Annotated in this window: 12 protein-coding genes; 1 reads left to right on the plus strand and 11 read right to left on the minus strand. The window is 69.8% G+C overall.

The window, feature by feature from the left end; translation table 11 throughout:
- Position 1: 1 nt before the first annotated feature.
- The 5 genes from OHU35_RS16400 to OHU35_RS16420 form a co-directional block, all read right to left on the minus strand.
- Entirely contained in the window at positions 2 to 847 is an 846-nt protein-coding gene (locus tag OHU35_RS16400; protein WP_189723972.1) for a carbohydrate ABC transporter permease, read from the minus strand.
- The gene (locus tag OHU35_RS16405; protein WP_189723973.1) at positions 844 to 1,890 is read right to left on the minus strand and encodes a carbohydrate ABC transporter permease; all 1,047 of its coding nucleotides are present in this window, start codon (positions 1,888 to 1,890) and stop codon (positions 844 to 846) included. The genes OHU35_RS16400 and OHU35_RS16405 overlap by 4 nt, the downstream gene beginning before the upstream one ends.
- 5 nt (positions 1,891 to 1,895) lie before the next feature.
- A complete protein-coding gene (locus tag OHU35_RS16410) occupies positions 1,896 to 3,194 on the minus strand; it encodes an extracellular solute-binding protein (protein WP_405505747.1) in 1,299 nt (432 codons plus the stop codon).
- A 212-nt stretch (positions 3,195 to 3,406) separates the two neighbouring features.
- A complete protein-coding gene (locus OHU35_RS16415) occupies positions 3,407 to 3,688 on the minus strand; it encodes a DUF3039 domain-containing protein (RefSeq protein ID WP_010039914.1) in 282 nt (93 codons plus the stop codon).
- Between the two features lie 29 nt (positions 3,689 to 3,717).
- Positions 3,718 to 4,290 (minus strand): YqgE/AlgH family protein, encoded by a 573-nt coding sequence (locus OHU35_RS16420; protein ID WP_184593481.1) that lies wholly within the window; start codon positions 4,288 to 4,290, stop codon positions 3,718 to 3,720.
- 252 nt (positions 4,291 to 4,542) lie between these two features.
- Between OHU35_RS16420 and murA the strand changes: the two genes are divergently transcribed.
- The gene (gene murA / locus OHU35_RS16425; protein ID WP_189723975.1) at positions 4,543 to 5,889 is read left to right on the plus strand and encodes a UDP-N-acetylglucosamine 1-carboxyvinyltransferase; all 1,347 of its coding nucleotides are present in this window, start codon (positions 4,543 to 4,545) and stop codon (positions 5,887 to 5,889) included.
- A 190-nt stretch (positions 5,890 to 6,079) separates the two neighbouring features.
- On the opposite strand, the gene OHU35_RS16430 is transcribed toward murA, so the two are convergent.
- The 6 genes from OHU35_RS16430 to OHU35_RS16455 all read right to left on the minus strand — a co-directional run bounded on the left by OHU35_RS16430 (position 6,080) and on the right by OHU35_RS16455 (position 13,102).
- Positions 6,080 to 6,361, minus strand: coding sequence for an HU family DNA-binding protein (locus OHU35_RS16430; protein WP_003950507.1), 282 nt, complete (start codon positions 6,359 to 6,361; stop codon positions 6,080 to 6,082).
- A gap of 290 nt (positions 6,362 to 6,651) precedes the next feature.
- The gene (locus OHU35_RS16435) at positions 6,652 to 8,070 is read right to left on the minus strand and encodes an NAD-dependent malic enzyme (RefSeq protein ID WP_189723976.1); all 1,419 of its coding nucleotides are present in this window, start codon (positions 8,068 to 8,070) and stop codon (positions 6,652 to 6,654) included.
- A gap of 367 nt (positions 8,071 to 8,437) precedes the next feature.
- On the minus strand, positions 8,438 to 10,726 hold the full coding sequence (locus OHU35_RS16440; protein ID WP_359893924.1) for a UvrD-helicase domain-containing protein: 2,289 nt from the start codon (positions 10,724 to 10,726) through the stop codon (positions 8,438 to 8,440).
- Between the two features lie 60 nt (positions 10,727 to 10,786).
- Positions 10,787 to 11,614 (minus strand): zf-HC2 domain-containing protein, encoded by an 828-nt coding sequence (locus tag OHU35_RS16445; protein WP_359893923.1) that lies wholly within the window; start codon positions 11,612 to 11,614, stop codon positions 10,787 to 10,789.
- Positions 11,614 to 12,135 (minus strand): sigma-70 family RNA polymerase sigma factor, encoded by a 522-nt coding sequence (locus OHU35_RS16450; RefSeq protein WP_010039908.1) that lies wholly within the window; start codon positions 12,133 to 12,135, stop codon positions 11,614 to 11,616. The genes OHU35_RS16445 and OHU35_RS16450 overlap by 1 nt, the downstream gene beginning before the upstream one ends.
- A 373-nt stretch (positions 12,136 to 12,508) precedes the next feature.
- The gene (locus OHU35_RS16455) at positions 12,509 to 13,102 is read right to left on the minus strand and encodes an ABATE domain-containing protein (protein WP_189723979.1); all 594 of its coding nucleotides are present in this window, start codon (positions 13,100 to 13,102) and stop codon (positions 12,509 to 12,511) included.
- Between the last annotated feature and the right edge of the window lie 412 nt (positions 13,103 to 13,514).

Consider the following 13,514-nt stretch of genomic DNA (forward strand, 5'->3'; position numbering starts at 1 on the left):
GTCAGTCCTTCACCGCTCCGCCCAGTCCGGAGACCAGGCGCCGCTGTACGAGTACGAAGAAGACCAGGACCGGGATCGTCATCACCGTGGAGGCGGCCATGACGCCGCCCCAGTCCGGGTCGTCGGGCTTGTAGAAGACCAGCAGCGCCATGGGCAGCGTCGACTGGGAAGTGTCACTGATGATGAACGACTTGGCGAAGAGGAAGTCGTTCCAGGCGGAGATGAACGAAAACACGCTGGTGGCCACGAGGCCCGGCAGGACGAGGGGGAAAAGGATCTGCCAGAGGAATCGAGCCCGGCTCGCCCCGTCGATGTAGGCGGCCTCCTCCAGCGCCTCCGGAACACCTTTCACGAACCCCCGCAGCATCCAGATCGCGAAGGGCAGCGAGAAGGCGATGTGGGGCAGGATCAGCGAGCCGAGGGTGTTCAGCTGACCGAAGTCCCGCATGAGGAAGAAGAGGGGGATCGTGAGGGCTTCCACGGGCACCATCTGGGCCACCAGAAACATGATCAGCAGCGTGGTCCGGAGGCGGAAGCGGAATCGTGTCACGGCGGTCGCGGCGAGAAACGCGATCAGCGCGGAGGCGATCACGACACAGCCTGCGACGACGAGGCTGTTGAGGAAGTAACGGCCGAATTCCTGCTGCCCGAAGACCCGCCGGAAGGAATCCAGGGAGGGCGCGAGAGTCCACGGCCGGGGCTCGCTCGACTCGATCTCCCCGGCCGGTTTGAAGGCGCTGAGCACCATCCAGTAGAGGGGGAAGGCGACGACGACCGCGATCAGCAGGGCCGAGGCCTCGGCGGCCAGCCGCCCCGGGCGGCGGACACGGGCGCGTAGAAGATTCACAGTTCCTCCCCCTGCCGGCGCAGCAGCCGCAGGTACACCAGCGTGACGGCGAGCAGGATCAGCAGCATCACGACGCCGATCGCCGAGCCGAGGCTGTACTGCGAGGACGCGAACGCCTGCTGGTAGGCGTAGACGTTCAGGACCATGTTCTGGCCCGCGATGCCGCCGCCGTTCGTCATGACGTAGATCTGGGTGAAGACCTTGAAGTCCCAGATGACCGACTGGATGGTGACGACGACCAGGATCGGCCGGAGCATCGGGGCGAGTACGGAGCGCCAGATGCGCCACTGCGAGGCGCCGTCCAGGGCGGCGGCCTCCAGCACCTCGGCGGGCACGGCGCGGATCCCGGCGTACACGGTCACCATCACGAACGGGAAGGAGCACCACACCACTTCGAGCAGGACGAGGAAGAAGGCGCTGATCCGCCCGTACGTCCACGAGTGGTCGCCGAGGCCCAGCATCCGGTTCACCGGGCCGAAGTCCGGGTCGAAGAGGAACAGCCAGACCGTGGAGCCGGTGACGGCCGGGGTCGCCCACGCGCCCAGCGCGGCCAGCATCAGCGCGAGCCGCGGCACGGCCCGCACACGGGTGAGGAGCACGGCGAGGGCGCAGCCGACCGCGAGCGTGGAGACGACGCAGGCCGCCGCGAACAGCACGGTGGCGAGCAGCACCTGCCAGAACTGCGGGTCCCCGAACAGCTCGGCGTAGTTCGCGAACCCCTGGAACGTGGTCGGTGCGCCGCCGCTGACCTGGGCCTGGGTGTACTCGAAGAACGAGATCAGGCCGAGTTGGTAGATGGGGTAGACGAGCAGCCCGCCGAGCACGACGAGCGCGGGCGCGAGATACAGCCAGGGCGTCCAGCCGCCCGAGCGGAGCGCGGACCTGCCCGGGGCGGGCCGGCGCGTGACCGGCCGCCGGTCACGTCCGACCCGCGCGCCACCGGCCTTGGGTTTGGCCGGAGGCCGGCCCGCGGCCGGCGCCGAGTCGGCCACCGAGACCGACCCGGCCACGTCCGCCCCACCCGATTCGGTGCGGTCGTTCATCCGGGTCACCCGGCGGAGCCGAACGCGGCGTTCATCTTCTTCGCGGCGTCCTCGGAGGCGGCGGGCACGTCCTTCTTGCCCGCGATGACCTCCTGGAACATCGTCGGCAGGACGAGCGAGGAGTCGATCTGGGCCCAGGCGGGTGAGGCGGGGACGAACTTGGTGCCGGCCGAGAGCGTCTGCACGAAGGGCTTCACGAACGGCTCCTCGGTCGCGACCTGCTGCCGTACGTCCGTGAAGGTCGGCAGGAAGCCCATCGCGCCGAAAAGCTCGGTCTGCGTCTTCTTCGAGGCCAGCTGTTCCATCAGCTCGACGGCGAGCGTGCGGTGCGAGGTGCTCTTCAGGACGCCGATGTTGTTGCCACCTGCGAAGGCGGGCGCGATCGAGCCGGACTTCACGCCCGGCAGCGGGACGACGGCGTACTTGCCCTTGACCTTCCCGGCCTCGACGGCGGTGTGGCTGAAGTCGCCGCCGATCGCCATCCCGGCCTTCCCGGCGGCGAAGGCGGAGATCGTGTCGTTGCCGCCCATGCCCGCGCACTTGGCGGCCGGACAGTTGTCGTCGCCGAAGAGGGACGTGTACGCCTTGATGCCCTTCTGGGCCTCCGGGCTGTCGATGCCGGAGGCGTACGAACCGCCCTTGCCGTTGGCGAGCTCACCGCCGTTGGCCCAGACGAACGGCATCGCGCCGTAGGTGTAGGCGCCGCCGACGACGAGCCCGTAGAGGTCGGGCTTCGCGGCGCGGATCGCGCGGGCGGTGGAGGCCAGTTCGTCCATCGTCTTCGGGGGCTTCAGACCCAGCTCCTCGAAGACGTCCGTGCGGTAGTACAGGGCGCGGACTCCGACGTAGAACGGGGCGCCGTACATCTTGCGGTCCACCGTCACCGACTGCTTCGCGGTCGGGTCGGTGTCCTTCGCCTCGCTCCAGTCGCCGAAGTCCTTCGTGACGTCGAGGAGTCCGCCGTCCTTCACATAGCCGGCCGTGTCGGTGTTGCCGTACTCCATGACGTCGGGAGCGGAGGCGGGGTCGTTGAAGGCGGCCTTGACGCGCTGGGCGCGGGTGTCGATCGGGATGTACTCGACGTTGACCTTGGTGCCCTTGTGGGCCTTCTCGAAGTCGGCGACGACCGAGTCGACGACCTTCTCCTTGGGGGTGTTGCCGACCTCCTGGAAGAGCCAGACACGCAGCGCGCCGGTCTTCTCGTCCTTGTCGGAGGAGGAGTTACTGGAGGTCTGGGGCGCGCAGGCGGTGGCCAGCAGGGCGGCGAGCGCCGTGAGCCCGGCAAAACGGACGGACAGCTTCATGAAGTGCTCCTCCGAGGGAGTGTTGCAACATGCGCAATGAAGGTTTCGCTGTGCACAACACATCGGAGGCTAGGGACTGCATGAACACGACCACAAGAGGTCTCAACCACTCTGTGACCGGCTGAAGCGTCCCGCGCAACGCCCGGACAGCACAAAAGCCTCCAGGGCGCGCAAAACGCACCCTGGAGGCCTTACGCCGTACAGGCCGGGCGCTACTTGTCGCCCTTGCCCTTGTCGTCGTCGCCGGAGCCCATGGACTCGTAGATCTCCTTGCACATGGGACACACGGGGTACTTCTTCGGGTCGCGGCCCGGCACCCACACCTTGCCGCACAGCGCCACGACGGGAGTGCCGTCGAGGGCGCTCGCCATGATCTTGTCCTTCTGGACGTAATGGGCGAAGCGCTCGTGGTCACCGTCACCGTGCGAGGTCTGCGGCGTCGGCTCTACGAGGGTCCCCGTACCAGTCCCGCGCTCGGGCTCGAGAGTGCTCATAGGCCCCAGGGTACTGAAGCTCACACGCATCAGTTGAGCGAAGGGTCGTCCGGATACGTCGCCACCATCGCCAGCTCGCCCCGCTGGCGGCGCAGGACCTCGCGCCAGAGCCGCTCGGGACACGGGGACGAGACATCGCCGGGCTCCGACTCCACGACGTACCACGCGCCGTCCACCAGCTCGTCCTCCAGCTGGCCCGGGCCCCAGCCGGCGTATCCGGCGAAGATCCGCAGGGAGCCGAGGGCGGAGGCCAGCAGCTGCGGCGGGGCCTCCAGATCGACCAGACCGATCGCGCCGTGCACCCGGCGCCAGCCCAGCGGGCCGGCCTCCCCGGACGCGCCGCCGGGGACGACCGCGACCCCGAGGGCCGAGTCCAGCGAGACCGGACCGCCCTGGAAGACGACGCCGGGCTCGCCGGCGAGGTCACCCCAGCCCTCCAGGATGTCGTTCACATCCACCGGGGTGGGGCGATTGAGGACGACACCGAGGGAGCCCTCCTCGTCGTGGTCGAGGAGCAGCACCACCGCGCGGTCGAAGTTCGGGTCCGCCAGGGCGGGGGTGGCCACGAGCAACCGCCCTGTGAGCGAGGACACCTCGGTCATGGCAGACATGATCCCGCATCTTCCCTCCGCGTGGGGAGGCAATGGGGGGACGCGAGGGTACGCAGCTCAGGGCGCACCGGTGCGTTCCACGCGCACGAAAGCGACCGTGACCCCATGTGCCCGGCACGGAACGGTTCGTGTTGTGACAGAGCTATGACGTGTCTGGGTCTGACTCAGGCTTACAGATAGGGGGTGGTGGGCGATTACCCTTTCCCTTCTGGCCCCTGCCCGACTCCACGGAACGCGAGATTCATGACCGTCAACGGCAATGACGACGTACTGCTTGTCCACGGCGGAACCCCGCTGGAGGGCGAGATCCGTGTCCGCGGTGCGAAGAACCTCGTACCGAAGGCCATGGTGGCAGCGCTGCTGGGCAGCGCTCCGAGCCGGCTGCGCAATGTTCCGGACATCCGTGACGTACGGGTCGTGCGGGGTCTGCTGCAGCTGCACGGTGTGACGGTCCGTCCGGGGGACGAGCCCGGCGAACTGGTGATGGACCCGACGCGCGTGGAGAGCGCGAACGTCGCTGACATCGATGCCCACGCCGGTTCGAGCCGCATCCCGATCCTGTTCTGCGGTCCGCTGCTCCACCGCCTCGGCCACGCCTTCATTCCCGGCCTCGGCGGCTGCGACATCGGCGGCCGGCCCATCGACTTCCACTTCGACGTGCTGCGGCAGTTCGGCGCGCGTATCGAGAAGCGGGACGACGGGCAGTACCTGGAGGCGCCGCAGCGGCTGCGCGGTACGAAGATCCGGCTGCCGTACCCGTCCGTCGGCGCGACCGAGCAGGTGCTGCTGACGGCGGTCCTCGCGGAGGGCGTCACGGAGCTGTCCAACGCGGCCGTCGAGCCCGAGATCGAGGACCTGATCTGCGTTCTGCAGAAAATGGGCGCGATCATCGCGATGGACACCGACCGGACGATCCGCATCACCGGTGTGGACAAGCTCGGCGGCTACACCCACCACGCCCTGTCGGACCGGCTGGAGGCCGCGTCCTGGGCGTCGGCGGCGCTGGCGACCGAGGGCAACGTCTACGTCCGCGGCGCGCAGCAGCGCTCGATGATGACGTTCCTGAACACCTTCCGGAAGGTGGGCGGGGCCTTCGAGATCGACGACGAGGGCATCCGCTTCTGGCACCCCGGCGGCCAGCTCAAGTCCATCGCGCTGGAGACGGACGTCCACCCCGGTTTCCAGACCGACTGGCAGCAGCCGCTGGTGGTGGCCCTGACCCAGGCCACGGGCCTGTCCATCGTCCACGAGACGGTCTACGAGTCCCGCCTCGGCTTCACCTCCGCCCTGAACCAGATGGGCGCGCACATCCAGCTCTACCGCGAGTGCCTGGGCGGCTCCGACTGCCGCTTCGGCCAGCGCAACTTCCTCCACTCGGCCGTCGTCTCGGGCCCGACCAAGCTCCAGGGCGCGGACCTGGTCATCCCCGACCTCCGCGGCGGCTTCTCGTACCTCATCGCGGCCCTGGCGGCCCAGGGCACGTCCCGAGTCCACGGCATCGGCCTCATCAACCGCGGCTACGAGAACTTCATGGAGAAGCTGATGGAGCTCGGCGCGAAGGTCGAGCTCCCCGGCAAGGCGCTGGGCTGACCTCACACAGGCTCGACGCCCGCCCGACCGACGCCCGGGGGTCATCTCCCCGGGCGTCAGTCGTAGTCACGCGCACGGCGCTCGGACAGCACGCGCAGCAATGCCAAAGGGGCGGCCACCCGGTTCGGGTGGCCGCCCCTTTGATGTCACTCACTGTGGTCCGTACGCCGTCGGCGTACGAACGGCAGGGTTACTTGCCCTTGGCGGCTTCCTTGAGCTTCGAGCCCGCGGAGACCTTCACGCTGTAGCCGGCGGGGATCTGGATGGGCTCGCCGGTCTGCGGGTTGCGGGCGGTGCGAGCGGCACGGTGGGTGCGCTCGAAGGTCAGGAAGCCGGGGATCGTGACCTTCTCGTCGCCCTTGGAGACGATGTCGCCGACGACCTCGGCGAACGCGGCCAGCACGGCGTCGGCGTCCTTGCGGGTCACCTCGGCGCGGTCGGCCAGCGCGGCCACCAGCTCACTGCGGTTCATGTTGTTACTCCCGTGTTCATCTTGCCGTTGAGGCGTCAGATCGAAGCCGATGCTGCCAGGGTCCTCCGTGAGTCCCCGGACCGGGTCCGTCGTCAGACCCTCGCGCCCAGAGACGCATCCTGCCCCTACCTGCGGCGGGAAAGCCAATCCGGCACCCGCACGTGTCGTGAGTACACCCTTCAGGAGTCACACGAAAAGAGGGCCTGAGCCTGGCCGCCACGATAGGGCTCCGCTGCTCACAGAGGTCCTGCGACGCGCCGTTCCCCGGGCTGTCGTGGGGATACTCACAGTCAGAGGGCGGACGCCCCCACCGCCTTGGCGGCCTCCCGCACGGCCCCGGCGACCGCGCCCGCGACCTTGTCGTTGAAGACGCTCGGGATGATGTAGTTCGGGTTCAGCTCGTCCTCGGTCACCACGTCCGCGAGGGCGGTCGCGGCGGCCAGCATCATCTCGGTGTTCACCGTGCGCGACTGGGCGTCCAGCAGACCGCGGAAGACACCCGGGAAGACCAGCACGTTGTTGATCTGGTTCGGGAAGTCGGAGCGGCCGGTCGCGACAACGGCCGCGGTCTGGCGGGCGATCGCCGGGTCGACCTCGGGGTCTGGGTTCGCAAGCGCGAACACGATGGCGCCGTCGGCCATGGCGGCCACGTCGTCGCCGTCGAGGACGTTCGGGGCCGAGACGCCGATGAAGACGTCGGCGCCGCGCACGGCCTCCTTGAGCGAGCCCGTGAGGCCCTCGGGGTTGGTGTTGTCGGCGATCCAGCGCAGTGCGGAGTCCGGGGCGGCGTCCACCAGGTCCTCGCGGCCGGCGTGCACCACACCGTGGATGTCGGCGACGACGGCGTTCTTGACGCCCGCGGCGAGCAGCAGCTTCAGGATGGCCGTACCGGCCGCGCCCGCGCCGGACATGACGACGCGGATGTTCTCGATCGCCTTGCCGGTGACGCGAAGTGCGTTGGTCAGCGCGGCGAGGACGACGATCGCGGTGCCGTGCTGGTCGTCGTGGAAGACGGGGATGTCGAGGGCCTCGCGCAGCCGGGCCTCGATCTCGAAGCAGCGGGGGGCGGAGATGTCCTCGAGGTTGATGCCGGCGAAGCCCGGGGCGATGGCCTTGACGATCTCGACGATCGCGTCGGTGTCCTGCGTGTCCAGGCAGATCGGCCAGGCGTCGATACCGGCGAACCGCTTGAAGAGGGCCGCCTTGCCCTCCATGACGGGCAGCGCGGCCTTCGGGCCGATGTTGCCCAGGCCCAGCACGGCGGAACCGTCCGTCACGACCGCAACGGAGTTGCGCTTGATGGTGAGGCGGCGGGCGTCCTCGGGGTTCTCGGCGATCGCCATGCAGACGCGGGCCACGCCCGGCGTGTAGACCATGGACAGGTCGTCACGGTTGCGGATGGGGTGCTTCGACGCCATCTCGATCTTGCCGCCGAGGTGCATGAGGAAGGTCCGGTCCGAGACCTTGCCCAGCGTGACGCCCTCGATGCCGCGGAGTTCCTCGACGATCTCGTCCGCGTGCGCGGTCGACGAGGCCGCGATGGTGACGTCGATACGGAGCTTCTCGTGACCGGATGCGGTGACGTCGAGGCCGGTCACCGAGCCTCCGGAGGACTCCACGGCGGTGGTGAGCTGCGAGACGGCGGTTCCGCTCGCGGGCACCTCCAGCCGGACCGTCATCGAGTAGGAGACGCTGGGCGCCGTTGCCATGGCCGACTTCCTCTGCTTTCACCTGACGCTGAGTTGTGCCGTCCGATAGTCGCACCTACCGCTGGGTAGCTGGTAGCCGCCTCCGATTGCGAACTTTTTGTTCGCGGAACAGGCCAGCAAAAAGAGACCCACGTCACGTCGGACGTGGGTCTCTGCGCAAGTCCCCTGTAGAACTAGGTGGCACCGGCCCGCCATGCTCGCCTCGCGGCAAGTGGTCGCTCGTAGCGACGAAGGTTGGGCCCGGGGGCTTGGATCGGGCCGGTGCCACATCCAGGCTAACAAACAGATCCCGTAAGGCCATTCCCGTACCGGGAGTTCATTTCGCCGACAAGTGGGTATCCGGGCGCGGTCCGCCGGACGGCCCGGATCAGTCCCTCAGCAGGTCCGGGACTCCCGCCGCGTCGGGCTCGTCCCGCTCCGCCGAGACGACCGTGAGCTGCTGGGTGGCCCGGGTCAGTGCGACATACAGCACACGCAGTCCGGCCGGGGACTCGTCGGCGATCTCCGCCGGGGAGACCACGACCGTCGCGTCGTACTCCAGGCCCTTCGCCTCCAGGCTGCCGAGTGCCACCACCCGGTCGCCGAGCCCGGCGAGCCAGCGCCGGGCCTCCGCGCGGCGCTGCATGGCGACGACCACGCCGACCGTGCCGTCGACGCGCTCCAGCAGCCGGGCCGCCTCGTCACGGACGGTCTCGGCGAGGGTGTCCTCGACGACCGTGAAGCGGGGCTCGACGCCGGTGGAGCGGACCGCTTTCGGGGACTCGGAGCCGGGCATGGCCAGGGCCAGCACCTTCGAGGCCAGGTCGGCGATCTCGGCCGGGTTGCGGTAGTTCACGGTGAGCTGGAAGCGGCGGCGCGGGCGGGTGCCGAGGGCCTCGTCGCGGGCCTGGGCCGCCTCGTCCGGGTCGGACCAGGAGGACTGGGCCGGGTCGCCGACGACCGTCCAGGTGGCGTGCCGGCCGCGGCGGCCGACCATGCGCCACTGCATCGGGGTGAGGTCCTGCGCCTCGTCCACGATGACGTGCGCGTACTCGGTGCGCTCCTGGGCGAGTCGCTCGGCCCGCTCGCGCTGGGACTCCTCGCGCACCGGCATCAGCTCCTCCAGGCCGGTGAGCTGGTCCAGCGGGTCGAGCTCGCGCTTCCTCCGGGGGCGGGCGGGGGCGCCGAGGATGGCCTGGAGCTCGTCGAGCAGGGCGATGTCGTGCACGGAGCGGCCGTCGCGCTTGAGGGAGCGGGCGACCTTGCGGACCTCGCCGGGGTTGAGGATCCGCCGGGCCCAGCGGCCGAGGCGCCGCTCGTCGGTCATGGCGTCCAGGACGGCCGCCGGGGTCAGCTCCGGCCACCAGGCGTCGAGGAACGCGATGAAGGCGTCCTCGGAGGTGATGTCCTCGTCGAAGGAGGAGCGCAGCTCGGCGGCCAGCTCCGGATCGCTGTGGCGGTTGGCCGAGCCGGACTGCTCCCACAGGGCGTCCAGGAGCAGCTTGCGGGCGCGCGGGCGCAGCAGGTTGACGGGGGCGGTGCCCCCGAGGGCGGCGCGGCGGATGGCCTCCAGTTCCTGGGCCTCCAGCTCCAGGCGGCGGCCGAAGGCGACCACGCGCAGCCGGGTCGGCGCGTCGCTCAGCTCCAGGGCGCCGCGCGCGGCCTTCCGCAGCACCTTGAGCATGCGGTACGAGCCCTTGGCGCGGGCCACGGACGGGGCGTCGTAGAGCGCGGCCTCGTTGCCCTCGACGAGTGAGCCGATGGCGCGGATGGCGACCTGGCCCTCCTCGCCGAGGGAGGGCAGCACGCCTTCGGTGTAGGCGACGAGCAGCGGGGTCGGCGAGACGATCAGGATGCCGCCCGCGTACCGGCGCCGGTCCTGGTAGAGGAGGTAGGCCGCGCGGTGCAGGGCCACGGCGGTCTTGCCGGTGCCCGGACCGCCCTCGACGTAGGTCACGGAGGCGGCGGGGGCGCGGATGACCAGGTCCTGCTCGGCCTGGATGGAGGCGACGATGTCGCGCATGGTGTGGCTGCGGGCCTGGCCGAGCGCGGCCATCAGGGCGCCGTCGCCGATGACGGGCAGCTCGTGGCCGTCGAGGAAGGCCGTCAGCTCGGGGCGCATCAGGTCGTCCTCGACGCCGAGCACCCTGCGGCCCTTGGAGCGGATGACGCGGCGGCGGACGACGCGGCCGGGGTCGACGGGGGTGGAGCGGTAGAAGGGGGCGGCGGCCGGGGCCCGCCAGTCGATGACCAGCGGGGCGTAGTCCTGGTCGAGGACACCGATGCGGCCGATGTGCAGGGTCTCGGCGATGTCGGCGGTGTCGTCCTCACGGACGGCGCCCTCGGCGGGCTCCACCGCGGTGTACGCGCCGTCGGGGCCCTTTTTGCCGTCCTTGCCGGTCAGCAGGTCGATACGGCCGAAGAGGAAGTCCTCGAACTCGTTGTTGAGCCGGTTGAGGTGGACGCCGGCCCGGAAGACCTGCGCGTCCCGCTCGGCCAGTGCGCCGGGCGTGCCGACCTGGCCGCGCTGGGCCGCGTCGTTCATGAGGAACTCGGCCTCGTGGATCTTCTCCTCGAGGCGTCGGTACACCCGGTCGAGGTGTTCCTGTTCGACGCTGATCTCGCGGTCTCTCAGGGAGTCTTCGAGCGCGGTTTCCTGTTGAGCCTGAGCGGCCACCGGGCCCCCTTCTGACGTGCATGGCAGCCGTCTACCGTACGCGAAGGGGACCCCTGAAGGCTACGCGTCGACCTCGACCAGACGCTTGCCGTCGAAGGTCACGATCTCGAAGTGGTCGATCTCGTTGGGCTGGAAGGCGGCGCCGCCCTGGACGTACAGCGGCTCCTTGGCCTTCTCGGTCGTGGCGTCCGGGATGCCGTAGCCCCAGTTCGGGACGGACCAGGAGGAGAGGGTCTCGCGCTCGCCGTTCTTGCCGACCGCGACGAGGGCGCACTTCAGCGGGCCCTTGAGGTTCTTCGCCTCCAGGACCATGCCGGTGCCCCAGTCCTTCTTCTGGAGGGCGACCGTCGCGGTGACCTTGGTGGTCGGGTCGGTGGCCGTGATCTTGTCGGAGATGCCGTTGAAGGCCTCCTTGGCCGGGCTCGCGGCGAGCGGGCGGTTCTCCGCGCCCCCGCCGTCGCCGCCGCCGTTCGTCGCGACCGCGACGAAGGGACCGCCGACGATCAGCGCGGCGGACGCGGCCACCATGTAGAAGCTGCGGCGGCGCTTCTGGGCGCGGCGCTCGGCGACCTCGTCGACGAGCTTCTCCACCAGGCGGGGCCGCGGCTTCGCGGACAGCGACTCGCCGATCGCGGGCGTGCCGGAGCCGGGGAGGTCGGCGAGGGCGGCGAGCATCGGCTCCATGCCGGCCAGCTCGTCGAGCTGCTGGGCGCACCATTCACAGCCCGCGAGGTGGACTTCGAAAGCGGTTGCTTCGGCGTCGTCGAGGATGCCGAGGGCGTAGGCGCCGACGGTCTCGTGCTCGTTCGGCACCGGAGATTCCTGCATGGGGCCTGACATACCCATGCCTCCCGTACCGAACCCTTGGTTACCCCCGTAAACACTCATCACGCCGTCACCCCCCGCTCCTCCAGTGCGAGCTTCATCGAACGCAGGGCGTAGAACACCCTCGAGCGGACGGTTCCGCTGGGTATGCCCAGAGTCTCGGCCGCCTCATTGACGGTACGCCCCTTGAAGTACGTCTCGACGAGCACCTCCCGGTGGGCGGGGGTCAGGTCGTCGAGTGCGTCCGACAGAGTCATCAGCCACAGCGCCTTGTCGATCTCGTCCTCCGCGGGGATGACCTCCAGCGGCGACGGGTCGACCTCCTGCGGCCGGGCCTGCCGGCTGCGGTGGCCGTCGATGACGATGCGCCGGGCGACCGTCACCAGCCAGGGGCGTACCGATCCGGTCGCCCGATTGAGCTGACCGGCGTTCTTCCAGGCACGTATGAGGGTCTCCTGCACGACGTCCTCGGCGCGCTGCCGGTCTCCGGCGACCAGTCGCAGGACGTAAGCGAGCAGGGGTCCGGCGTGTTCTCTGTACAGAGCACGCATCAGCTCCTCGTCGGGTTCCGAGGGCTGGGACATGCGATGTCGGGCCCTCGGTGCACGTTCATTGGCCACGACGGAATCCTTGCGCACGCCCACCTCCGGTGTCCGGGGGTTCCCCCAGTCGGTCGCTCCACATGCCGTACGGAAACGAGCGGTTGGGCGTTCAAGGAGACGTGACAGATTTCTTCGAGATGACGTGACGAGCTGGACATGGAGTCACATTCCCACCCCGCGATCTTCACATTTCTGCCACATGAGCAAGATCAAGCCAGGCCTTCCCTACGGTGGCGTAGGTAAACGGTATGTAATCGAAATCACTTCGACAGTGCGTTCGCAGAAGTGTCATTTAGGACAAGGGAATTGAGTGCCGTTGCCACGCAACTGCCGTGCCGTGGTGGGCAAAAGGGACTTAAGCCCGTGCGAGTGCCGCGCGGCGGCGATGCCGGGCGACTCGTTCGCGGTTCCCGCAGACCTCACTGGAGCACCAGCGCCTCCTGCGCCCCCGGGAGGTGTCGAGGTACACGATCGGGCAGTTGTCTCCCTCGCACTGGCGCAGGGCCGCGCGGGCGACGGGGTCGGTGAGCAGGTCCACGGCGTCCCGGGCGACGGCCGCGAGCAGGGCGGCGCAGTCGGGCGGGCCGTCCAACTGCCGTATGAGCTCGCCGTCTCCGTCGCGGACGGCCCGGGGGGCGGGGGGCGCCGGAGTGGCCAGGTCGTTGACGCGCGCGAGGGCGAAGTCGTACGCCCGGGCCCGGGGCGCCGACCAGCCGCGCACCAACCTCCCGACCTGGTCGCGCAGTTCACGGAAGGCGGCCGCCCAGGCGGCGTCGGCGTGGGCCAGGACGGTGTCCGCCGGGACGAGACCGGAGCCGGTGATCCAGGCGCGCAGCACGGCCACGGAGTCGAGCCGCTCCTCCGGATGCGTGGTGGAGAGCAGATCCAGGCAGATCCGCCCGGCATCGAACCGCAGCTCGTACGGGGCCGTGGCCGTACCCAATGCCATGTGCCTGTCACCGCCTAGGGGTTCACCCCGGTCGCGAGAGGGCCGGTGAGATGCCAGTGAGAGGGCTGGGAAACCGTTCCCTCATACAGTGCCTGCCCACTCCCCCGCCGGAAACCCCTCCGCACGGGCCTGACGCGGCCGGCCGGCCCGCCGGGGTGGGCGTTCCGGCCGGGGGCCGGTGTACGGGTTCGCACGCCGGCACCTCCGGGGCGGCTCGCGCAGCGGCCACTCACGCCGGTGCGCGAATCCGGCCGTGGCCCGGCCTCGTACGCCGGGTTCCTCCAGCCCGACCGCCGACGCGGCCCTGCACACCGGTGCCTCAGCCCGGCGCGCAGCCCAGCCCCGATGCCCTCGTCCCAGTCGCAGCACAGCTCATCCGCCGGTGCCCCCAGCGCTGCCGCGCACCGGCGGC

Source organism: Streptomyces purpurascens, from assembly GCF_045040895.1.
Lineage (GTDB): Bacteria > Actinomycetota > Actinomycetes > Streptomycetales > Streptomycetaceae > Streptomyces > Streptomyces purpurascens.

Bases quoted from the DNA above. Each gene is read 5' to 3' on its own strand.
- OHU35_RS16405 (WP_189723973.1), bottom strand. From the start codon at position 1,890: ATGAACGACCGCACCGAATCGGGTGGGGCGGACGTGGCCGGGTCGGTC.
- OHU35_RS16445 (WP_359893923.1), bottom strand. From the start codon at position 11,614: ATGAGTGTTTACGGGGGTAACCAAGGGTTCGGTACGGGAGGCATGGGT.
- OHU35_RS16415 (WP_010039914.1), bottom strand. From the start codon at position 3,688: ATGAGCACTCTCGAGCCCGAGCGCGGGACTGGTACGGGGACCCTCGTA.
- OHU35_RS16450 (WP_010039908.1), bottom strand. From the start codon at position 12,135: ATGTCCCAGCCCTCGGAACCCGACGAGGAGCTGATGCGTGCTCTGTAC.
- OHU35_RS16420 (WP_184593481.1), bottom strand. From the start codon at position 4,290: ATGACCGAGGTGTCCTCGCTCACAGGGCGGTTGCTCGTGGCCACCCCC.
- OHU35_RS16455 (WP_189723979.1), bottom strand. From the start codon at position 13,102: ATGGCATTGGGTACGGCCACGGCCCCGTACGAGCTGCGGTTCGATGCC.
- OHU35_RS16430 (WP_003950507.1), bottom strand. From the start codon at position 6,361: ATGAACCGCAGTGAGCTGGTGGCCGCGCTGGCCGACCGCGCCGAGGTG.
- OHU35_RS16410 (WP_405505747.1), bottom strand. From the start codon at position 3,194: ATGAAGCTGTCCGTCCGTTTTGCCGGGCTCACGGCGCTCGCCGCCCTG.
- murA (WP_189723975.1), top strand. From the start codon at position 4,543: ATGACCGTCAACGGCAATGACGACGTACTGCTTGTCCACGGCGGAACC.
- OHU35_RS16435 (WP_189723976.1), bottom strand. From the start codon at position 8,070: ATGGCAACGGCGCCCAGCGTCTCCTACTCGATGACGGTCCGGCTGGAG.